The sequence below is a fragment of the Janthinobacterium sp. NKUCC08_JDC genome (assembly GCF_019345575.1).
GTDB lineage: Bacteria > Pseudomonadota > Gammaproteobacteria > Burkholderiales > Burkholderiaceae_D > Janthinobacterium > Janthinobacterium aestuarii.
This window is the reverse complement of record NZ_JAHKQW010000002.1, coordinates 702,901-723,908: the sequence shown is the minus strand read 5'-3', so window position 1 is coordinate 723,908 and position 21,008 is coordinate 702,901. Positions and strand designations below refer to the sequence as shown.

Below are 21,008 nucleotides of genomic sequence, written 5' to 3'. Positions count from 1 at the left end.
CACCGTTGCCGCCGCCGGTGTTCCCGGCGCTGGCACAAACCGGTTTTTTTATTCACCTGAACTCATGAGCGCTCTACACATTATGCGTAATGCCAGTATGCACCAACTCAAAATTGCAACGGTTTTGTTGTGCGCCATTTCCGGCGCCACGACCAGTAGTGTCTGGGCGCAACAGGCTGCGCCAGCTCCTGCGGCCAAGCCCGCTGCCGCTGCCCCAGCGCCGGTCAAGGGATTCACTCCCCCCGCGTCGAGCAGTGGCCAGACCATCGATTCCATCGCCGTCGTCGTCAATGACGATGTGATTACGCGCAATGAAGTGGCGGCCCGTATCAAGAGCGTGGAGCAGCGCATGAAGGCGCAGAACGTGCCCTTGCCCGATCCTGCCGACCTGCGTCGTCAACTGCTCGAGCGCATGATTGTCGAGCGCGCACAAATGCAACTGGCCAAGGAAATGGGCGTCCGCGTGGATGACCTGACCCTGGACCGCGCGATTGGCCGTATTGCTGAACAGCAAAAGATGACGGTGCAAGAGCTGCGCAACCAGATGGAAAAAGAAGGTACGCCGTTTGCGACCTTCCGCGAAGAAATCCGCGATGAAATCATCATGCAGCGCCTGCGCGAGCACGAAGTCGACGCGAAGATCCAGATTTCCGATTCCGAAGTGGATAACTTCCTGGAAGCGGAAAAGGCGGCCGCCAGCGAACAGGTGGAGCTGAACCTGGCGCAAATTCTCGTGCGCATCCCGGAAAACTCGAGCCCTGAACAAATCGCCGCACGCCGCGCGCGCGCCGAAGAAGTCAGCCGCCAGCTGCGCACGGGCGCCGATTTCGCCAAGATGGCCGCCAGCTATTCCGACGCCAGCGATGCGCTGAGCGGCGGCGATATCGGCTGGCGCAATAGCGACCGCCTGCCGCCCCTGTTCACGGAGCAATTGCTGAAATTGAAGCCGGGCCAGATCACGCCTATCATCAAGAGCAACACGGGCTTCCATATCCTGAAACTGGTGGACCGCCGCAGCGCTGCCGAGGCGCAAGCCGTCGCCGCCGTGCAGCAGACGCATGCCCGCCACATCTTGCTGAAAGTGACGCCGACCCTGTCGGCGGCCGAAGCCAAGCGTAAATTGCTGGAGCTGAAAGAGCGTCTCGACAACAAGGCTGCCAAGTTCGAAGACCTGGCCCGTTTGTTCTCGAACGACGGCTCCGCGGCCAAGGGCGGCGACCTGGGCTGGCTGTATCCAGGCGACACCGTACCGGAATTCGAAACGGCGATGAATGCGCTGAAACCGGGCGAGGTGAGCGAACCGATCGAATCGAGCTTTGGCTTCCACCTGATCGAAGTGCTGGAACGCAAGAGCGATGACGTCTCGAAAGAGAAGCAGCGCGCTGCCGCACGCAACGCCTTGCGCGAACGCAAGCTGGAAGAAGCGACGGAAAACTGGGCGCGCGAAGTGCGCGACCGTGCCTACGTCGAATTCCGCGCGGACGACCAGTAATGCCGCTGACTGATTGCGCATGAGTAACTTGCCTGTTGCCCGCCGCCCGGCCATCGCCATTACCTGTGGCGAACCGGCCGGTGTCGGCCCGGAAATTTCGATCCGCGCCGCCTGGGCCATGCGGCATGAGGTCAACTGCATCCTGCTGGGCGACGCCGCCTTCCTGGCGCTGACGGCCAGCCTGATCGACCCGGAGATCCGTCTGGCGGCGCTGTCGCTGCAAGCCGTACGCAACAGCGGCTTGCCCCAGTTCGGACCCGGCCGCCTGGCCGTGATCGATATTCCCACCGTGAACAATGTCATTCCCGGCGTGCTGGACAAGGAAAACGGGCGTTCCGTGCTCGCCACCCTGGACGCGGCCGTGGAAGGCATCGAAGCCGGCTGGTTTGGCGCCATGGTCACGGCGCCCTTGCAAAAGAGCACGATCAACGACGCCGGCGTGGCCTTTTCCGGCCATACGGAATACCTGGCAGAAAAAACCGGCACGCCGCAAGTGGTGATGATGCTGGCCGGTGAACCCGGCCATGGCGAACCGACCCTGCGCGTGGCGCTGGCCACCACGCATCTGCCGTTGAAGGACGTGTCCGCTGCCATCACCATGGACAGCCTGGCCGTCACCCTCGATATCCTCCAGTCGGACCTGCAACGGAAATTCGGCATCGCCGCGCCGCGCATCCTCGTCACCGGCCTGAACCCGCACGCGGGCGAGGGCGGCTATCTGGGACGCGAGGAAATCGATGTCATCGCTCCGGCGATTGCGGCGGCGCAAGCGCGCGGCATCGATGCGCGCGGACCGTACCCGGCCGACACCCTGTTCCAGCACAAATACCTGGCCGATGCCGACTGCGTGCTGGCCATGTACCACGACCAGGGCTTGCCCGTGCTGAAATACGCGACCTTCGGGCGCGGCATCAATATCACCCTGGGCTTGCCGCTGATACGCACCTCGGTCGACCATGGCACGGCGCTGGACCTGGCCGCGCAAGGGCTGGGGCTGGCCGACGGCCACAGCATGGAGCAAGCGCTGCAAACGGCGCTCGACATGTTGCGCGCCAGCACCCCGACCAGAGCATAGAGCGTAGGTCGGGTTAGCCGGCACGGCGTAACCCGACGCTGCCTGCTCAACCGATTCCGCCGGCCTGTGCCGGCTTTACCGCATTAATAGAAAACACATTATGAAACACGTTGCCCGCAAACGCTTTGGCCAGAACTTCCTGCATGACCGCTTCGTCCTCGACGACATCACGGCCGCCATCGGGCCGCAGCCGGACGATGCCATGGTCGAGATCGGCCCCGGCCTGGGCGCGATGACGGAGCAGCTGCTGCGCCATTTGAAGCAGATGCACGTGGTCGAGCTGGACCGCGACCTGATCGTGCGCCTGGAAAAAACCTTCAATCCTGCCAAGCTGACGATCCATTCGGGCGATGCGCTGAAATTCGATTTCGCGCAAATCCCCGTGCCGGCCGGCCAGAAGCTGCGCATCGTGGGCAACTTGCCGTACAACATTTCCAGCCCGCTGCTGTTCCACCTGGCGGACTTCGCGCCGCTGGTGCAGGACCAGCATTTCATGCTGCAAAAGGAAGTGGTCGAACGCATGGTGGCCGAGCCGGGCAGCAAGGCGTATGGCCGCCTGTCCGTGATGCTGCAGTGGCGCTACAAGATGTCGCTGCTGTTCATCGTGCCGCCGACGGCCTTCGATCCGCCTCCGAAAGTGGAATCGGCCATCGTGCGCATGATCCCCGTGGCCGAGCGCCTGGCTTGCGATCAGGCGACTTTGGAAGCCGTCGTCATGAAGGCCTTCTCGCAGCGCCGCAAGGTGATCCGCAACTGCCTGGCCGGGATGTTTACGGAAGAGCAGATCAAGGCGGCCGGCATCGACCCAACCCTGCGTCCGGAAACGGTGGGGCTGGAGCAGTATGTGGCTTTGGCGAACTTGCTGAAGGCACCTGCTTAAGTATTAACTTAAAACCACTGGTCGACCTGCTGCAAATCCTGCCGCAGCGCTGAAAAACAGTCGTCCACATGGTGGTTGCGGCTGATTTCATTGCGCCGCATCAGGGCGATCTTGCGCTTGCACGTGGGTTGGCGCAGCGGCGCCACGTGCAGGTCCTCGTCGTTGAGGAAGGTCGTGTACAGGCTGGGCATGATGCCCACGGCGATGCCGGCGCGTACCACGCCGTACAGCGATTCGCTGTGGATCATCTGGTACAGGCTCGACGGGCTCAAGCCATGCTGGCGCAGCGCGCTCGAGGCGAACTCCCAGATGCTGCCCTTGGTGAACACGACGATTTCCTGGCCCGCCAGCTGGTCCCAGCGCACTTCCTTGAGCGGCGCCAGCGCATGGCGTCCCGCCGTCACCAGCACCAGCTCGTCTTCGAACAGGCCCACGCTTTCCAGCGACACGGAACCGGGCACTTCGATGCCCACGCAAAAGTCCAGCTGGCCCGAATGCAGCGCGTGCAGCAAGCCATCGTTGGGCATGTCCGACAGGACGATTTCCACTTCATCGCCATGCTGCTCGCAGTAGCGCGCCACCACCACGGCCGTCATCGCCATGGCCGACGGGATGGCGCCGATGCGGATGCGGTGCCGGCCGCTGCCGATGGCGCGCTGGATATCGGCAAAGGTATTGCTCGCCGTATTCAATAAATGCGTGGCGTAGTCGAGCGCCAGCTTGCCTTCGCGCGTCAGTTCCAGCTGGTGGGTTGTGCGGTTAAACAACTTTTTTCCCAGTTGGTTTTCCAGCAGCTTGATCGATGCGCTGAGGGCCGGCTGGGTCACGCACAATTCCTGTGCGGCCTTGCTGAAGCTGTTTACCCGGGCTAGGGTGGCAAACGCTTGCAAATGTCGTAAGGAAATTTTCTTGCTCAGTTCATGCATGGGTTTGCTTATTAGAAAAAGTAATGGATTTATAAAAATAAACAAATTTTCTTATCCTGCAATTTACCATATTCTGGACTGGTCCTTACTTGTCTTGAAGGCAACAATCTTCAGAGAAGCGCTTGCCAGGCGGCGCCGATACTCGCGGCAGCACGCCATGCAAGGGATGCATCAATAAAATAATTCCAAAAAAACTCAGGGTTTATTCTTTTTAGGGTGGCGGCGATGAACAAATGGATGACGGGAACGATGGTGGTGGGGGGCTTGCTGGCGGCGCATGGCGTGGCGCAGGCGCAAAGCAGCGTGCAAGTGTATGGCTTGCTGTCGGCCGGTATCGGCTATGTATCGGATGAAGGCAAGGGCAGCCGCACGCATGCGCTGAGCGGCACGAATCAGAATCCCCGCATCGGTTTCCGCGGCCAGGAAGACCTGGGCAACGGCACCAAGGCCGTCTTCGTGCTGGAGAACGGTTTTAACGTCATGACGGGCACGGCCTCGCAAAGCGGCCGTCTGTTCGGCCGCCAGTCGTATGTGGGGCTGTCCAGCAACGACAAGGGTACGCTCACCCTTGGCCGCCAGTACGAAGCCGTCAAGGATCTGCTGGGCCCCGTGGTCATCGCCAGTAACGGCGTGCACATCGGCGACAACGACAATGGCTACAACAACCTGCGCGTGCAAAACGCCGTCAAGTATGTGAGCCCGAACATCAGCAACCTGTCGTTCACGGGCTTGTACGGCTTCAGCGAAAATCCGGAAGACTCGAACCGCAACCGCGTCTACAGCATGGGCGCCGGCTACAAGGTCGACGCCTTCAGCTGGGCCGTTGCGTATACCAAGATGGACCGTCCGAACAGCCCCGACGCGCCGAATGGCGCCATCGGCAACGACTATGGCAGCTCCTTGTTGATCTTCAACAAGAGCGCCGTAAAGGGCGCCGGCGTGGACAGCCAGGCCATCGCCGGCACGGGAGGCTTTTATAATGTCGGCAAGACCAAGTTTGGCGCGCTGTACACCAACGTGCGCTACCACTACCTGGATCAAAGCAATCTGACCTTGCAAAACGTGGACTTGAACGTGAACCACAAACTGACGGAAGCGTTGAACCTGGGCGCCTCATATTTCTTTACCACCGGTAAATATGACGTGATCAACAAGACGCCGAAATGGCATCAGGTCAACTTCCAGGCCGATTACTTCCTGTCCAAGCGCACCGATATCGCCATCACCTGGAGCTACCAGAAAGCGGCCGGCGATGCGACGTTCGCCCGCGTGTTCGGCTTCGGCGCCTCGGGCGGCAAGACGCAAAGCGTCCTGATCGCCGGCATGCGGCATTATTTCTGACTCTGATTCATCTTTACATGCGCTGTCCCGCAGCGCCGTCCCCTGAAAGGAAGCATCTTGAAAAAGCACCTCATGTTGGCGTTGAGCCTAGGCTTGCTGGCTAACGCCGCTCACGCGGAAAAACGCGAGCTGGTCATTTCGGCCTATCCGATTGCCCAGCCCTTGTTCATGAAGTATGTGTACGAGCCGTTCAAGGCCAAATGCGGTTGCGATATCAAGGTGGAAACGGGGAATAACGCGGACCGCATCGCCAAGCTGGTGGTGCACGCCAAGAATCCGGTGATCGACCTGGTGCTGCTGTCCGATTCCGGCATGCTGGAAGCGGCGCAAAAGGGCGTGATCCAGCCCATGGATTACTCCAAGCTGAGCAATTACAAAGCCTTGTACGACATGGCGAAAAACCCCATCGGCGGCAACTACGCCGTCGGCTACACGCTGTATTCCGTGGGCCTAGTGTATCGCAGCGACAAGATCGCCCCGCTGACGTCGTGGAAGGACTTGTGGCGCCCCGAACTGAAAGGCCGCGTGGCCTTCCCCGACGTGAGCACCACGCAGGGCCCGCTGATGCTGCGCATGGCCGATGCGGCCTGGGGCGGCAAGACGGACGACTACGCGACCGGCTTTGCGAAGATCGTCGGCATGAAGGGCAACGTCGTCACGTTCTCGAAAAACAGCGCGCAGCTGGCGGCTCTGTTCGCCCAGGATGAAATCTGGGCCGCGCCCGTGGCGCGCTTTACGTGGTCGCAAATGCTCAAGACGGGCCTGCCCCTGAAATGGAGCATCCCGGCCGAAGGCCAGGCGGCCGGCATGAACGTGATGGGCATCGTCGCCGGTTCGAAGAATGCGGACCTGGCCTACCAGCTGATGGATTTCTGGCTGTCCAAGGAAGTGCAGACGCAGCTGGCCACCAACCTGGTCGACTCGCCCGTCAACAAGGACGTGCGCCTGTCCGTGGCGGCCGCGCAATTCAATACCTATGGCGCCGACCAGATCAATTCGCTGAAATTCGTCAAGCCGGAAACCATCATCAAACAGCGCAGCAACTGGATGACGCAGTGGAACAAGGCCATGAGCAAATAGTGGTGACGAGGAGAGAACACCATGTTTGCTGATCCAAAAAAGCGCCTGGGACTGCTGCTGGTCCTGCCGGCGCTGATCTTCATCGTCGTCTGCTTCCTGCTGCCCGTGCTGGCCTTGCTGGTCGACGCCTTCCGCGTCGGCGACGGCATGCAGTGGGGCGTCGACCGCTTCGTCGACTTCTTCTCGCAGGAATTCAACTGCACCATCTTCTGGCGCACCCTGCGTATTGCCGCGCTGGTGACCCTGGCGGCCATTATCCTTGGCTACCCGGCCGCGCAAGCCGTGGCGCGCGTGTCGCCGAAGTGGCGCGGCCTGGTGGTGGGCATGATGATCTTGCCGCTGATGGTCTCGCCGATTGCGCGTACCTACGCCTGGATCGTGCTGCTGGGCCGTAACGGCGCCGTCAACGCGGCACTCGTCAACATGGGCTTCACGGAAGAGCCGCTGCGTTTGCTGTTCAGCGAATTTGCCGTCTTTGTCGGCCTGCTGCAATTGCTGCTGCCGCTGATGCTGATGTCCTTGGCGGGCGCGCTGGAAAACCTGCCGCGCGACGTGGAACCGGCTGCCGCCACCCTGGGCGCCAATCCATGGCAAGTGTTTTGCAAGGTCACCTTGCCGCTGACGCAGGAAGGCCTGGTCGTGGGCGGCACGCTCGTATTTACGGGCTGCGTGACGGCCTACGTGACGCCGGCCCTGCTGGGCGGCACCAAGGTGCTGATGCTGGAAACGCTGCTGTACCAGAAGGTCAGCGTGGAGAGCGATTTTGGCGCGGCGAATGTCATCGCCGTCATCCTCGTCTGCATGACCCTGCTGGTCAACGCCGGCCTTAAACGTATTTCCTCGAGCCGGAGTTCCGTATGAAAGAAAGCCTCTTTTCGCGTGCCGTTTTATGGCTGGTGTTCCTGTTCCTGCTGGGGCCTTTCGCCATCGTTGTGCTGGCAGGCTTTTCCGGCGGCGAGACGCTGGCCTTCCCGCCCGAGTCGTACTCGCTGCGCTGGATCATCGAAGTGTGGTCGGCGCCCGAGTTCCGCCGTGCCTTCCAGACCAGCCTGGAAATCGGCCTGATCGCGACCGTCATCGCGCTGCTGCTGGGCATACCCGTCGCGTACGCGTTTTCGCGCATGCCGCCACCGGGCATCGGCGCCATCCGCCAGGTGCTGACGTCGCCGCTGATCATTCCCGCCATCCTCGTCGGTCTGGGCTTGCTGCACCACCTGGTGCTGACGATTAACGCGCCCGTCTACGTGGGCCTGCTGATCGGCCACATCGCGCTGTTGATTCCGTATTCGGTGCGCGTCGTGTACGCCAGCCTGGTGAATTTGCGCGTGGATATCGAGGATGCCGCCATCACCCTGGGCGCGTCGCGCCTGCGGGCGTTTTTCATGATCGTGCTGCCGAATATCCGCAACGCCGTGATCGCCGCCTTCTTCCTCGCCTTCGTCACCTCGTTCAACCAGGTGCCCGTGTCGCTGTTCCTCACGGGGCCCGGCATCAGCACCTTGCCGATCGAGATGCTGGGCCATATGGAAAACAGCTTCGATCCATCGATCGCTGCCCTGTCGACCTTGCTGGTCTTGTTCACCATGGCCTTCGTGATGGTGACCGAGAAGGTGCTGGGCATTTCTAAATACATGTAAGAGGCAACACACCATGAGTTATCTGGAACTGCACAAGCTGAACCTCGGCTACGCGAAGAACACGACGTCCGTGAAAGACCTGGACCTGCACGTCGAGCAGGGCGAACTGATCTCCCTGCTGGGCCCCAGCGGCTGCGGCAAGACCACCACCATGCGCGCGATTGCCGGCCTGATGCCGCTGCAGTCAGGACGCATCGTGCTCGACGGCCGCGAGATCGGCAAGCTGGCGCCGAACAAGCGCAATATCGGCATGGTGTTCCAGTCGTATGCGCTGTTCCCGCACCTGAACGTGTACGACAACATCGCGTTTGGTTTGCGCCTGCGCAAGGTCGCACCGGCCCTGCTGAAAACGAAAGTGGAAGCCGTGATCGCCGCCGTGGGCCTGACGGGTTTTGAAACGCGCTTGCCGGCGCAGATGTCGGGCGGCCAGCAGCAGCGCGTGGCGCTGGCGCGCGCCATCGTCGTCGAACCGGCCCTGCTGCTGCTCGATGAACCGTTGTCGAACCTGGACGCCAAGCTGCGCGTGCAGATGCGCGCCGAGCTGCGCCGCATCCAGCGCGAACTGGGCATCACCATGCTGTACGTGACGCATGACCAGGAAGAAGCGCTGGCCCTGTCCGACCGCATCGTCGTCATGAACGGCGGGCGAATCGAGCAGCTGGCCGCGCCGGAAGCCGTGTTCAACACGCCGTCGACGCGTTTTGTCGCCAACTTCATGGGTTTTGAAAACCTGTTCGACTACCGCGACGGCGCGCTGCACCACGCGGGCGCCAGCCTGCCGTACACGTCTCCCGTCGCCGCCGGCACCACGGTGCTGGGCTGGCGTCCGGACAAGGTGCGCGTCTGCGCATCGGATGACGTTGCAGGCCAATACCCGGGCACCGTGCTGGCACGCGGCTTCCTGGGCGACACCGTCGAATACCTGTTGCAAACGCCGCTGGGCCAGGTCAAGGGCATTTGCGCGGCAGGCGGCGCCGCCTGGCGCGAAGGCACGGCTGTGTCCTTCGTGCTGCCTGCCGACAGCGCCTTGTGGCTGGGTGCCTAACTTCGACTGGAAACCATCATGGACAAACCCTTGAAAAAGATCTGGCTCGATACCGATCCCGGTTTCGACGACTGGCTGACGATGCTGCTCCTGGGCAGCAATCCCGGCATCGAGTGGCTGGGCGTGAGCGTGGTGGCGGGCAATGCGCCCGTCGACATCACCTACGACAACGCCTTGCGCATCAAGGCCCATGATGGCTTGACGGTGCCCATCTACCGCGGCTGCGACCAGCCGCTGGCCGGCGTCATCGAAACGGCGCAGCGCATCCTCGGCGACAGCGGCATGCCGACGACGGGCGAGATCCTGCCGCCCGGCGCGGCCACGGACGCTGCCGGCCACGCCGTCGACGCGCTGATCGCCGCCGTGCGCGCCCACCCTGGCCAGATCACCATCATGGCGATTGCGCCGATGACGAATATCGCAACCGCGCTGGCCAAGGCGCCCGACATCGCGGAAAAAATCGTCGAGATCATCCTGATGGGCGGCTCGACCGACCAGGGCAACCACACGGCGGCGGCCGAATTCAATATCTATGCGGACCCGGAAGCGGCCGCCCAGGTGTTCCAGGCCGGCATCCCGCTGCGCATGTTCGGCTTGAACCTGTGCCGCCAACTGCTGGTGACGAATGGGGAAGTGCGGCAGCTGCGCGCCATCGGCACGCCGCGCGCGCAGCGTCTGGCCGGCTACCTGGAAGCGTACGTGCGCATCCGCAGCGCCGACGGTTCCGTACCCATGCCCATGTACGACCCCGTGGTGGCCCTGTACCTGGAAGCGCCGCAGCTGTTCCAGTTCCAGAGCGCCCACGTGGCCATCGAATTGACGGGCGAACTGACGCGCGGTATGACGGTGTGCGAGTTCCGCGTGCCGCGCCGCGCGCCCATCAACACGCAGGTGGCGATGCTGGCCGACGGCCCGGCCGCCATCGCACTGTTGATGCGGCGCCTGGCCGGCATTCTCGCCTGATCCACTCCATTACGAAACGAGCTTCATGTCTAATTCCCCCCTGAGCATCGAACAGTTTTTACGCGCCATGCCGAAAGTGGAGCTGCATTGTCATTTGTTCGGCACGGTGCGCCAGGCAACCTTCCGCGCGCTGGCCGCCAAGACGCGCAATGTCGTCACCCCCGAGGAAATCGACTCGTTCTACACGCGTGGCGACAAGCCCGTCGGCGTGCTGCGCGTGCTGCGCGCGCTCGACGCGCATCTGATCGTCTCGCCGACCGACCTGTATTGCCTGGCCTACGAATACCTGGAAGACGCGCATGGCCACGGCGTGCGCTATGCGGAGTTCTTCTGGAACCCGACCGGCACCGTGCGCGTGTCGGGCATCCGCTATGAATCGGCGCAAGACGCCATCGTGGCCGCCATCCGCGACGCGCAACGCGACTTCGGCGTGATCGGCCGTTTGATCCCCAGCATCGACCGCGAAGCGGCTCCCGCCGAAGCCGTGCAGATGGTGGAGTGGATGAAGGCCTATCGCGCGCCGGAAGTCATCGGCATCGGCATCGACTACCGCGAAAACGACCGCCCGCCAGAGTTGTTCATCGAAGCCTACCGCGCCGCGCGCGCAGCCGGCTTCAAATGCACGGCGCATGCGGGCGAATTCGGCATGCCGTGGATGAACGTGGAGACGGCGATAGACGAATTGAAGGTGGACAGGATCGACCATGGCTACACGATTGTCGACAATCCGGAACTGGCGCAACGTTGCGTGGAGCGCGGTCTCGTGTTTACGGTCGTGCCGACCAATTCCTATTACTTGCGCACCCTGGCGCCCGAGCGCTGGGCCCTCGATCACCCGATCCGCGCCATGGCCAAGCTGGGATTGAAACTGCATCCGAATACGGATGATCCGACCCTGCACCACGTGACGCCGACGGGCGCCTGGATGATGATGCGCGAATTCGGCTTTGGCCTCGACGACATGCGCGGCTTCATGTTGAATGGCCTGGACGCGGCCTGGATAGACGAGAGCACGCGGCGCGACTGGCGCGCGGAGTTTGCGCGCGAATTCGACGCGCTGCGCGCCCGGGTCGCCGAATAAATCAGGCTGATGCTGGCGGCGGTGCCAGCAGCGACGGAAACGCCCGCTGCGGGCAGCTTTGGCGCTCGCACACCTTGCAGCCCGTGCCGATCGGCGTGGCGCTGGAAGGGTCGTGCAGATCGAGTCCCTTCGAATAGATCAAGCGGTGCGCCTGCGAGATGTCGCAGCCCAGCGCCACGGCAAACGTCTTGCCGGGCGCGCGGAAGCCAGGCGACGCCGTGCTGACCTGGCGCGCGATCCACAGATAGGTGCAGCCGTCCGGCATGCTGGCCACTTGCGTGAGCACCTGGCCCGGATGGCTGAAGGCGTCGTAGACGATCCACAGCGGGCACGTGCCGCCCACTCTTGAGAAATGAAAGTCCGTGGCCGACTGGCGCTTCGAGACATTGCCGGCCCGGTCGACGCGCACGAAGAAAAACGGCAATCCCGCCGCATCCGGGCGCTGCATGGTGCTCAGGCGGTGGCAGACGGCTTCGAAACCCACGCCGAACTGGTGCGCCAGACGCTCGATATCGTAGGCGCGCGTTTCCGCCGCCTGCAGGAAGCGCTGGTACGGCATCAGCAGGGCGCCCGCAAAATAATTCGAGAAAGCCAGGCGCGCGCCCGTTTGCGCGGCCGCGCCGGACAATCCTGCCGCCAGCACGAGAGCGTCGATCAGGTCGCTGTGTTCGAGCAGGCTGATTTGCGCCGCCATCTGGAAGGCGCGCTGGCCGCCCGTCAGGGTGTCGGGCAGCCATAAAATCTGTTGCTGGGCGTCGTAGCGGTGCTTGCGCACCATGCCCGCGTCGCCATCGGACAAGCGCACTTCGATACCGTGGCGTTCCAGCAGCCGGCCTTGCAGCGCGTCGAGCGTGCGCAGGGCGGGATCGAATTCGCCGGCCACGAGCTCCGCCGCCCGGTCCAGCTCATCGATATAGTTTTGCCGCCGGTTCAGGTATTCGCGCACTTCCTCGTCCGTGGACGGTGCCGCCGAGCTGGCGCCGCGGCTGCCGTCGTCGAGGCGCGCGGCCAGCGTATCGGCCCGCTCCGCCATCACGCGGTAGCGCCGCTGCAAGAGCAAGATCGAGCGGGCCAGTTCCGGCATGTTTTCCACCAGCATCTTGAGTTCGGCCATCGAGGTGGGCGGCGCGTCGGGCAATTCGCCGAACACGTCGCGCACGTCGGCCACGAGGCTGGCGCTGTCGTGTTCGGAAAAGATTTGCGGATCGACGCCCAGCACCGTGCCGATGCGCAGCAAAATCGGCACCGTCAGCGGGCGCTGGTTGCGCTCCATCTGGTTCAGGTAGCTGGGCGAGATGCCCAGGGACTTGGCCAGCGCCACCTGCGTCATGCGCCGTTCCTCGCGCAGCCGCTGCAGGCGCACACCCATGAAAACCTTTGCCATCGCGTTTCCTCTTCCCCGGTTTGTGGAATCTGCAAATTTACAATCTTTGCAGATTAACAGATTCAGCTTTGCATTATCTCGCATTTTCACGCCTTGTTCGCGGCGGCGATTGTGCGAATAATGCAAACAGACTTATACCCACACAAGGAGACACCGAGTGACCACGCAAAACGCTATTCCGACCGTTCCCCTCTTGATCAACGGCGAGTGGGTTGAATCCCAGACCACCATCTGGCGCGACGTCGTCAACCCCGCCACGCAGGAAGTCCTGGCCAAGGTGCCGTTCGCTACCCCGGACGAAGTCAACGCGGCCATCGCCTCGGCCCAGCGCGCCTTCAAGACCTGGCGCAAGACGCCGATCGGCGCGCGCGCCCGCATTTTCCTCAAATTGCAACAGCTGATCCGCGAAAACATGTCCGACCTGGCCGCCACCCTGACGATGGAACAGGGCAAGACCCTGCTCGACGCGGAAGGCGACGTCTTCCGTGGCCTGGAAGTGGTGGAACACGCGGCCAATATCGGCACCCTGCAAATGGGCGAATACGCGCAAAACGTGGCCGGCGGCGTCGATACCTACAGCGTGATGCAGCCGCTGGGTGTGTGCGCCGGCATTACCCCGTTCAATTTCCCCGCCATGATCCCGCTGTGGATGTTCCCGATGGCAATTGCCTGCGGCAATACTTTCGTGCTGAAACCATCGGAGCAAGACCCGCTCGTGACGGAAAAACTCGTGCGCCTGGCCTTGCAGGCGGGTATTCCTGCCGGCGTGCTGAACGTGATCCACGGCGGCGAAGACGTCGTCAACGCCCTGTGCGACCATCCGGACATCAAGGCGATCTCGTTTGTTGGCTCCAGCAAGGTGGGCACGCATGTGTACCAGCGCGCCAGCCTGAACGGCAAGCGCGCGCAATGCATGATGGGCGCCAAGAACCATGCCGTCGTCTTGCCGGATGCAAATAAAGAACAGACCTTGAACCAGTTGCTGGGTGCGGGTTTCGGCGCGGCCGGCCAGCGCTGCATGGCCGCCTCGGTCGCCGTGCTGGTGGGCGAAGCGCGCGAATGGTTGCCGGAACTGGCCGCCAAGGCGCAAGGCTTGAGCGTCGGTGCGGGCAAGGACAATCCGGACCTCGGTCCCGTCATTTCCTGCGCAGCCAAGGAGCGCGTGCACAGCCTCGTTGCCAAGGGCATCGAACAGGGCGCCGTCTTGACTCTCGATGGCCGCGACGTCAAGGTCGATGGCTACCCGAACGGCAACTTCGTGGGACCGACGATTCTGTCCGGCGTGAAACCCGGCATGGTCGTGTATGACCAGGAAATCTTTGGCCCCGTCCTGATCGTCGTCGAAGTCGATACCCTGGATGAAGCGATTGCTCTCGTGAACGCGAATCCGAACGGCAACGGCACGGCGCTGTTTACGCAAAGCGGCGCGGCCGCGCGTTACTTCCAGGAAGAAATCGACGTGGGCCAGGTCGGCATCAACGTGCCCATTCCTGTGCCCGTTCCCCTGTTCAGCTTTACGGGTTCGCGCGGCTCCAAGCTGGGCGACCTGGGCCCGTTCGGCAAGCAAGTCGTGCTGTTCTACACGCAGACGCAAACGATTACCCAGCGCTGGTTCACGGATGCGGCCTCGGTGGGCAAGGTCAACACGACCATCAGCCTCAAATAAGGAGCTGGCATGGACTTTGAACTGAGCGACGAGCAGCGCGAGTTCCAGCAGGCGGCGCGCGCGTTTGCCGAAGGGGAACTGGCGCCGCATGCGGCCCATTGGGACGCGGAATCGATCTTTCCCGTGGAAACTATCGCCAAGGCGGGCGAGATGGGCTTTTGCGGCTTGTACACGCCGCAGCGCTGGGGCGGCCTGGGCTTGAGCCGCCAGGATGCGGCCATCGTCTTCGAGGAGCTGGCCGGGGGCTGCACTTCGACCACGGCTTACATCACGATCCACAACATGGCCACGTGGATGCTGTCGCGCTGGGGCCAGGAAGCCCTGTGCGACGAATGGGTGCCGGCCCTGGCTGCCGGCCAGAAGCTGGCCAGCTATTGCCTGACGGAACCGCAATCGGGCTCCGACGCGGCGTCCTTGCGCACGAAAGCCGTGAAGGATGGCGATTTCTATGTGCTGGATGGAACCAAGGCCTTCATTTCGGGCGCGGGCCAGACGGACATGCTGATCGTCATGGCACGCACGGGCGGCGAGGGCGCGGCCGGCATCTCCGCGTTTGCCGTGCCGGCCAATTTGCCCGGCATCGTGTATGGCAAGAAGGAAGAAAAGATGGGCTGGAACAGCCAGCCCACGCGCATCATCAGCTTCGACCAGGTAAGAGTTCCTGTAGGTAACTTGCTGGGCGCGGAAGGCGAAGGCTTTACCATTGCCATGAAGGGCATCGATGGCGGGCGCATCAATATCGCCGTGTGCTCGGTGGGCACGGCGCAGGCGGCCCTCACGCGCGCGCAAGCGTACATGAAGGAGCGCACGCAGTTTGGCCGCGAGCTGGCGCAGTTCCAGGCCCTGCAATTCAAGCTGGCCGACATGCTGACGGAACTGGTGGCGGCGCGCCAGATGGTGCGCCTGGCGGCCTGGAAACTGGACCAGGAAAGCCCGGACGCCACGGCGTATTGTGCCATGGCCAAACGATTCGCCACGGACGTGGGTTTCAATGTGGCCAACGATGCGCTGCAATTGCATGGCGGCTACGGCTACATCCGCGAGTACCCGCTCGAGCGCCATGTGCGCGACACGCGGGTGCATCAGATCCTGGAAGGGACGAATGAAATCATGCGCCTGATCGTCGCGCGAGCGATTTTGAAAGACGGCGCCACGGAGACCTTACGATGAGCAAAGTGTATACAAATTTACTGCTGGAACGCCGTGGCCACACGGCCCTGGTGACCCTCGATAATCCTCCGGCCCACACGTGGACCCTGGCCAGCCTGAACGGGCTGACGCAGCTGGTGGCCGACCTGAATGCCGACCCGGACGTGTATGCGCTCGTGATTACGGGGGGCGGCGCCAAGTTCTTCTCGGCCGGCGCCGACTTGAACGTGTTTGCCGATGGTAACAAGGACACGGCGTTTGCCATGGCCGCCGCGTTTGGCGAGGCGTTCGAGGCATTGTCCGCGTTTCGCGGCGTCAGCATCGCCGCCATCAATGGCTATGCCATGGGCGGCGGGCTCGAATGCGCGCTGGCCTGCGACATCCGCATCGCGGAGGAGCACGCGCAGATGGCCTTGCCGGAAGCATCCGTCGGCCTGCTGCCGTGCGCGGGCGGCACGCAGCACCTGCCATGGCTGGTGGGCGAAGGCTGGGCCAAGCGCATGATTTTATGCGGCGAGCGGGTCGATGCAGCCAAGGCCCTGGCCATCGGCCTCGTCGAAGAAGTCGTGCCAACCGGCAAGGCTGCCGCCACGGCGCTGGCCCTGGCCGCCAAGGTGGCGCGCCAAAGCCCCAGCAGCGTGACGGCGTGCAAGACCCTGATCCAGGGCGCGCGCAGCCATCCATTGGTCAACTCCTTGCCCGACGAACGCACCCTGTTCCTGGGCCTGTTCGATACGCAAGACCAGAAAGAGGGCGTGCAAGCGTTCCTGGAAAAACGTCCGGCGGAGTGGCGCAATGGCTGAAATCTTGGCTGAAAGCACCCTGATTGATACGGTGAAGATCGAGGAGCGCGATTGTCCCGGCGGCATGAAGCTGGGTGTCATCACCCTCGATGCGCCCAAATCCCTGCATGCGCTGACCCTGGACATGATACGCGCCATCGATGGCGCCCTCGTGCGCTGGGCCAGTGACGACGCCATCGCCTGCGTGGTGCTGCACTCGTCGACCGACAAGGCCTTTTGCGCGGGTGGCGACGTGCGCAGCCTGCGTTCGGCAGTTGCCGAGCAACCGGGCGTCGTGCCGAACCCGCAGGCGCTGGCCTTCTTTGCCGAGGAATACCGGCTCGACCACCGCATCCATACGTACGTGAAGCCGCTGCTCGTGTGGGGCGGCGGCATCGTCATGGGTGGCGGCCTGGGTCTGATGGCGGGCGCCAGTCACCGTGTCGTAACGGAAAGCACGCGCATCGCCATGCCGGAAATCACGATCGGCCTGTTCCCGGACGTGGGCGGCAGCTGGTTCCTGGGCCGCATGCCGGGCCGCAGCGGCCTGTTCCTGGGCTTGACGGGCGCGCCGATGAACGCGGCCGACGCCCTGTTCACAGGGCTCGGCGACTATTTCCTGCGCCAGGAAGAGCGCGCCATGGTGCTCGACTCGCTGGCGCTGGCGCAATGGCAAGCCAGCCCGCAGACGAACGGCGAGCAGCTGGACCGCTTGCTGCGCGGCTTCTCGGCGCCAGCCTCCATGCTGCCCGTCTCCGAAGTGCGCGCCAACTTCGACGCCATCGCCGCCTTGACGCAAGCGCCCACCTTGCCCGAAGTGGTGGCCGCCATTGCCGCGTATGACGGCGAGTCGGCCTGGCTGCAAAAGGCGGCCCACTCGCTGGACAAGGGCGCGCCCACTTCCGCCGCTTTGGTCTGGGCCATGCGCGACCGCACACGCCACATGAGCTTGGCGCAAGTGTTCCAGCTGGAATTGATCGTGGCCGTGCAATGCTGCGCCCATGCGGACTTCAGCGAAGGCGTGCGCGCCTTGCTGATCGACAAGGACAACGCGCCACAGTGGCAGCCGGCCAGCCTGGCCGAGGTCGGCGATGCGTATCTGAATGAATATTTCGCGGCGCCATGGGATAGCCATCCTTTGCGCGACCTGCATTAAAAGAACAACAGGAGACTTTAAAAAATGCAACATATCGCTTTCATCGGCCTGGGCAACATGGGCGCGCCGATGGCCCGCAACCTGGTGGCCGCCGGCTTCCACGTGTCCGTCTTCGACCTGGCGCCAGCAGCCGTCGCATCCCTCGTTGAAGCGGGCGCCACGGCGGCTGCTTCCGCCAGCGCGGCCGTACAGACGGCCGACGCCGTCATCACCATGCTGCCAGCCAACAAGCACGTGCAGGAGCTGTACCTGGCGGCTGGCGGCGTGCTTGATTCGGCCAAGCCCGGCGCCCTGTTCATCGATTGCAGCACCATCGCGGCCGACGTGGCACGGCAAGTGGCGCAGGCGGCCAGCGAGCGGGGCTTTGCCATGATCGATGCGCCCGTCTCGGGCGGCACGGCGGGCGCGGCGGCCGGCACCCTGACGTTCATCGTCGGCGGCAGCGAAGCGGCCTTGCAGCAGGCGCGTCCATTACTGGAAAAGATGGGCAAGAACATCTTCCATGCGGGCGAGGCGGGTGCGGGCCAGGTAGCGAAGATTTGCAACAACATGCTGCTGGGTATCTTAATGGCCGGTACGGCCGAGGCGCTGAACCTCGGCGTGGCGCATGGCCTCGATCCGAAAGTCTTGTCCGACATCATGGCCAAGAGTTCGGGCCGCAACTGGACCCTGGAAGTGTACAACCCGTGGCCCGGTGTCATGGACGGCACGCCCGCGTCGCGCAATTACACGGGCGGCTTCGGCACGGCGCTGATGCTGAAAGACCTGGGCCTGGCGCAGCAGTCGGCCCTGTCGGCGAACGCGCCCACGCCGTTGGGCGGGCTGGTGCGCCAGTTGTACCAGATGCATGCGCAAGCCGGTTATGCGCAGCAGGATTTCTCCAGCATCGTGCAGATGCTGCAGCCGGACTTGAATAAACCCGCTTGAGGAATTTTGGGCAAAAAAAAGCCCGCTGGTAAAAGCGGGCTAAATCCAATTCTTGGAAGAGTTGGAGGAGACAGATGCATTATGCTGCATCGCCACATATAACTCCAATTTATCTTTCGAATATCAACTATATTCTTCAGTGATATCTCTTCCTGGCAGCCGCGTCGCGGCTGCCAGCGCCACAGCGTTAGCCCGGATTGCAGGCGATCTGCACGGTGGTCACGTTCGCTTCGCCCATCACGCCGACGCCAGTGTTGGGCGCCACGCTGCATTTCAAGCCGGTTGGCTGGGTAAATACGCTGATGCCATACTTGTCGCCATCGGCAACACGCGATGCCAGGGTGAAGGTCGTGCTGCCCTTGGCCACCGTGGTTTGCGCATTGCCGTTGATCAAGACCAGGCCGTCGGCTGTCAGGCCAGTCACCGTGCCGCCAACCGTGTAGCTATTCTGCGTGCACACGACCGCTGCCTGGATGCTCAGGTAATGACCGGCCGAACCGGTCCCGCCACTGATGGCGCAAGTCATGTGGGCTGGCTGGGTCTGCACGGTGATGTTGTAGTCGGTGCCATAGTCGATGCGCTTGGCAAAGGTAAACGAGGTCTGGCCCGATTTAATCGGAAGATTGACGCCGCCGTTGGCCAGGACCAGGCCGTCGGTGTTCAAGTTGCTGATGGTGCCACTGACATCATACGAGGCCTTGCCGCCGCAAGCAGCCAGTCCCAGGGTCAACAGCAGCGCGGCGAGTGGGCGCAGGCAGGATAACTTCATGTATTTCTCCAATCCAATATAGTGGTGACGAATCGCGTGGCTTACTGCGCCGTGCAGTTCAGTGTGGCGCCGGTCGTGGCGGCTGAGCCCATGGTGCCGACGACATCGCGGCCGTTGGCGCTGGCAGAGCCCACGAAACTGCACGTCTGGCCCGCTGGATACGTCGCTATGGAAATATTGTAGGCGATGCCGTCATTGACAGCCGGGAACGTATAGCTGGTGCTGCCTTTCAGCGGGCTGGTGCTGGCGTTGCCAATGGCCAAGGTCAAACCGTCGGCGGTCAGGCCTGTGATCGTGCCGCTCAGCGGGTAGGTATTGGTCGTGCAAGTCACCAGGGCAGTGGTCACGGTATAGCTCGATGCCTTGCCTGCGCCATTGGTAATCGTGCACACGGCGCCTTTGGGCTGTTGTGCGATGCTGATGTCGTAGCGGTCATCGGTGTTGACCAGCTTGGTGAAAACAAACGAGGTCTGGCCTGCGGAGACCGGCAAGCGTTCGCCGTCATTGAGGAGAATCAGGCCGTCTTTTGCCAGATTGGACACTTGGCCACTCAGATACAGGTTGCCGCCGCTGCCGCCGCAGGCTGCCAATGTGACGGCGCAAGCCGCCGCCAGCATCGAGCGCAGGTACAAATTTTTCATACATTCTCCAAAACGAATTAGGTTGGGTAGCGCAACGCGGACGCTGGCGCCGCATTGGAATGGCGCCTATTTTAGTCTATCTGGCAAGCTGAATGATCTTGCCTTGTATCACCCTGTAACAATTTTTCGCCGGGAAGCGCTGGCCCGGCCCCATTTCACGGGGGCGCAGCGATGCCGGTGGCGGCGATCGGTGCGACAATAGATGCAGGCTGCGCACTGTGGCGCGGCATCCACCGTGAATCCCATGTCCCTTGCTCCTGTAAAACCTGCCGTGCCGCCCAAGGCCATCCTGTTCGACCTCGACGATACTCTGTGGCCCATCGCGCCCGTGATTGCCGCCGCCGAAACCCTGCTGCACGACTGGCTGGCCACGCATGCGCCCAAGGTGGCGCAGCAGTTTTCCATCGAGGTGCTGCGCCAGCACCGCCTGGCCATGCTCAATGAACAACCGCATTTTCATGGCAACCTGATCGAGTTGCGCCGCGCGGGCTTGCTGACCGCCTTCGAGGCCGCCGGCGAGGATCCGGCCCTGGTCGATGGCGCCATCGCGCAGTTCCTGGCGGCGCGCCATCGCGTCCAGCCGTATGACGACGTCTTGCCTGGCCTGGCCTGGATGGGCCAGCGCATGCTGGTCGGCTCCATTTCGAATGGCAATGCGGACCTTGAAATTATCGGCCTGGCGCAGCATTTCAAGGTATCGATCGCCGCCAGCGATTTCGGTGTGGCCAAGCCCGACGCCAGCATCTTCCTGGCCGGTTGCGCCGCGCTGGGCGTGGCGCCCCATGAAGCCGTGTATGTCGGCGACGATCTGTATTTCGATGTGACGGGGGCGCAAGGGGCGGGCATGCGTGCCGTGTGGATGAACCGCAAGGGCAGCGACGCCCACCTGGCCGCCGGCGTGCAGCCCGACGCCATCTGCGCCAACTTTGATGAATTGCTGCTGTGGCTGCAGGGGCAACTGGAAGATTGATCGCCGCCGGGCGGACGAACGTGCATAATAGGCGCTGTTGATGC

At 62.8% G+C, this 21,008-nt stretch carries 20 protein-coding genes; 16 read left to right on the top strand and 4 right to left on the bottom strand.

What is annotated here, in order from left to right:
• Window positions 1–82: 82 nt before the first annotated feature.
• From KO538_RS09280 to rsmA, 3 genes are all read left to right on the top strand, one after another.
• Window positions 83–1,492, top strand: coding sequence for a peptidylprolyl isomerase (locus KO538_RS09280; protein WP_034745661.1), 1,410 nt, complete (start codon window positions 83–85; stop codon window positions 1,490–1,492).
• 19 nt (window positions 1,493–1,511) lie between these two features.
• Entirely contained in the window at window positions 1,512–2,567 is a 1,056-nt protein-coding gene (gene pdxA / locus KO538_RS09275) for a 4-hydroxythreonine-4-phosphate dehydrogenase PdxA (RefSeq protein ID WP_219328096.1), read from the top strand.
• Window positions 2,568–2,667: 100 nt separating this feature from the next.
• The gene (gene rsmA / locus KO538_RS09270; RefSeq protein ID WP_034745667.1) at window positions 2,668–3,447 is read left to right on the top strand and encodes a 16S rRNA (adenine(1518)-N(6)/adenine(1519)-N(6))-dimethyltransferase RsmA; all 780 of its coding nucleotides are present in this window, start codon (window positions 2,668–2,670) and stop codon (window positions 3,445–3,447) included.
• Between the two features lie 8 nt (window positions 3,448–3,455).
• On the opposite strand, the gene KO538_RS09265 is transcribed toward rsmA, so the two are convergent.
• Window positions 3,456–4,373 carry a LysR family transcriptional regulator gene (locus tag KO538_RS09265; protein WP_034745670.1) on the bottom strand — a complete coding sequence of 306 codons (918 nt, stop codon included), beginning with the start codon at window positions 4,371–4,373 and terminating at the stop codon, window positions 3,456–3,458.
• Between the two features lie 225 nt (window positions 4,374–4,598).
• Between KO538_RS09265 and KO538_RS09260 the strand changes: the two genes are divergently transcribed.
• From KO538_RS09260 to KO538_RS09230, 7 genes are read left to right on the top strand one after another with little or no spacing between them, the layout of a single operon-like run.
• Window positions 4,599–5,714 (top strand): porin, encoded by a 1,116-nt coding sequence (locus KO538_RS09260; RefSeq protein ID WP_235194139.1) that lies wholly within the window; start codon window positions 4,599–4,601, stop codon window positions 5,712–5,714.
• Between the two features lie 57 nt (window positions 5,715–5,771).
• A complete protein-coding gene (locus KO538_RS09255; RefSeq protein WP_257620240.1) occupies window positions 5,772–6,794 on the top strand; it encodes an ABC transporter substrate-binding protein in 1,023 nt (340 codons plus the stop codon).
• Window positions 6,795–6,815: 21 nt separating this feature from the next.
• Window positions 6,816–7,655: an ABC transporter permease gene (locus KO538_RS09250; protein WP_219328095.1), complete on the top strand. Its 840-nt coding sequence runs from the start codon at window positions 6,816–6,818 to the stop codon at window positions 7,653–7,655.
• On the top strand, window positions 7,652–8,431 hold the full coding sequence (locus KO538_RS09245; RefSeq protein ID WP_034745682.1) for an ABC transporter permease: 780 nt from the start codon (window positions 7,652–7,654) through the stop codon (window positions 8,429–8,431). Before KO538_RS09250 ends, KO538_RS09245 begins: the two co-directional genes overlap by 4 nt.
• A 13-nt stretch (window positions 8,432–8,444) precedes the next feature.
• A complete protein-coding gene (locus KO538_RS09240; RefSeq protein WP_219328094.1) occupies window positions 8,445–9,476 on the top strand; it encodes an ABC transporter ATP-binding protein in 1,032 nt (343 codons plus the stop codon).
• An 18-nt stretch (window positions 9,477–9,494) separates the two neighbouring features.
• The gene (locus tag KO538_RS09235) at window positions 9,495–10,439 is read left to right on the top strand and encodes a nucleoside hydrolase (RefSeq protein ID WP_257620239.1); all 945 of its coding nucleotides are present in this window, start codon (window positions 9,495–9,497) and stop codon (window positions 10,437–10,439) included.
• A 25-nt stretch (window positions 10,440–10,464) separates the two neighbouring features.
• Window positions 10,465–11,520, top strand: a complete 1,056-nt coding sequence (locus KO538_RS09230; RefSeq protein WP_219328093.1) for an adenosine deaminase — start codon at window positions 10,465–10,467, stop codon at window positions 11,518–11,520.
• A gap of 1 nt (window position 11,521) precedes the next feature.
• On the opposite strand, the gene KO538_RS09225 is transcribed toward KO538_RS09230, so the two are convergent.
• Complete coding sequence (locus KO538_RS09225; RefSeq protein WP_070302871.1) at window positions 11,522–12,904, bottom strand: short-chain fatty acyl-CoA regulator family protein; 1,383 nt, start codon at window positions 12,902–12,904, stop codon at window positions 11,522–11,524.
• 157 nt (window positions 12,905–13,061) lie between these two features.
• Here KO538_RS09225 and KO538_RS09220 point away from each other — a divergent pair, with 157 nt between their 5' ends.
• The 5 genes from KO538_RS09220 to mmsB are packed head-to-tail and all read left to right on the top strand — an operon-like array spanning window position 13,062 to window position 18,584.
• Complete coding sequence (locus KO538_RS09220) at window positions 13,062–14,570, top strand: CoA-acylating methylmalonate-semialdehyde dehydrogenase (protein WP_070302872.1); 1,509 nt, start codon at window positions 13,062–13,064, stop codon at window positions 14,568–14,570.
• A gap of 9 nt (window positions 14,571–14,579) precedes the next feature.
• A complete protein-coding gene (locus tag KO538_RS09215; protein WP_034745696.1) occupies window positions 14,580–15,740 on the top strand; it encodes an acyl-CoA dehydrogenase family protein in 1,161 nt (386 codons plus the stop codon).
• Window positions 15,737–16,522 (top strand): enoyl-CoA hydratase, encoded by a 786-nt coding sequence (locus KO538_RS09210; RefSeq protein ID WP_034745699.1) that lies wholly within the window; start codon window positions 15,737–15,739, stop codon window positions 16,520–16,522. The genes KO538_RS09215 and KO538_RS09210 overlap by 4 nt, the downstream gene beginning before the upstream one ends.
• Window positions 16,515–17,657 (top strand): enoyl-CoA hydratase/isomerase family protein, encoded by a 1,143-nt coding sequence (locus KO538_RS09205; protein ID WP_219328092.1) that lies wholly within the window; start codon window positions 16,515–16,517, stop codon window positions 17,655–17,657. Before KO538_RS09210 ends, KO538_RS09205 begins: the two co-directional genes overlap by 8 nt.
• Before the next feature lie 24 nt (window positions 17,658–17,681).
• Window positions 17,682–18,584, top strand: coding sequence for a 3-hydroxyisobutyrate dehydrogenase (gene mmsB, locus KO538_RS09200; protein WP_034745702.1), 903 nt, complete (start codon window positions 17,682–17,684; stop codon window positions 18,582–18,584).
• Between the two features lie 187 nt (window positions 18,585–18,771).
• Here the strand turns inward: mmsB and KO538_RS09195 are convergent, their stop codons facing one another.
• Window positions 18,772–19,353, bottom strand: coding sequence for a hypothetical protein (locus KO538_RS09195; RefSeq protein WP_034745706.1), 582 nt, complete (start codon window positions 19,351–19,353; stop codon window positions 18,772–18,774).
• A gap of 41 nt (window positions 19,354–19,394) precedes the next feature.
• Entirely contained in the window at window positions 19,395–19,994 is a 600-nt protein-coding gene (locus KO538_RS09190; protein WP_034745710.1) for a hypothetical protein, read from the bottom strand.
• Window positions 19,995–20,238: 244 nt separating this feature from the next.
• Between KO538_RS09190 and KO538_RS09185 the strand changes: the two genes are divergently transcribed.
• Entirely contained in the window at window positions 20,239–20,964 is a 726-nt protein-coding gene (locus tag KO538_RS09185; RefSeq protein ID WP_034747630.1) for an HAD family hydrolase, read from the top strand.
• Window positions 20,965–21,008 lie beyond the last annotated feature (44 nt).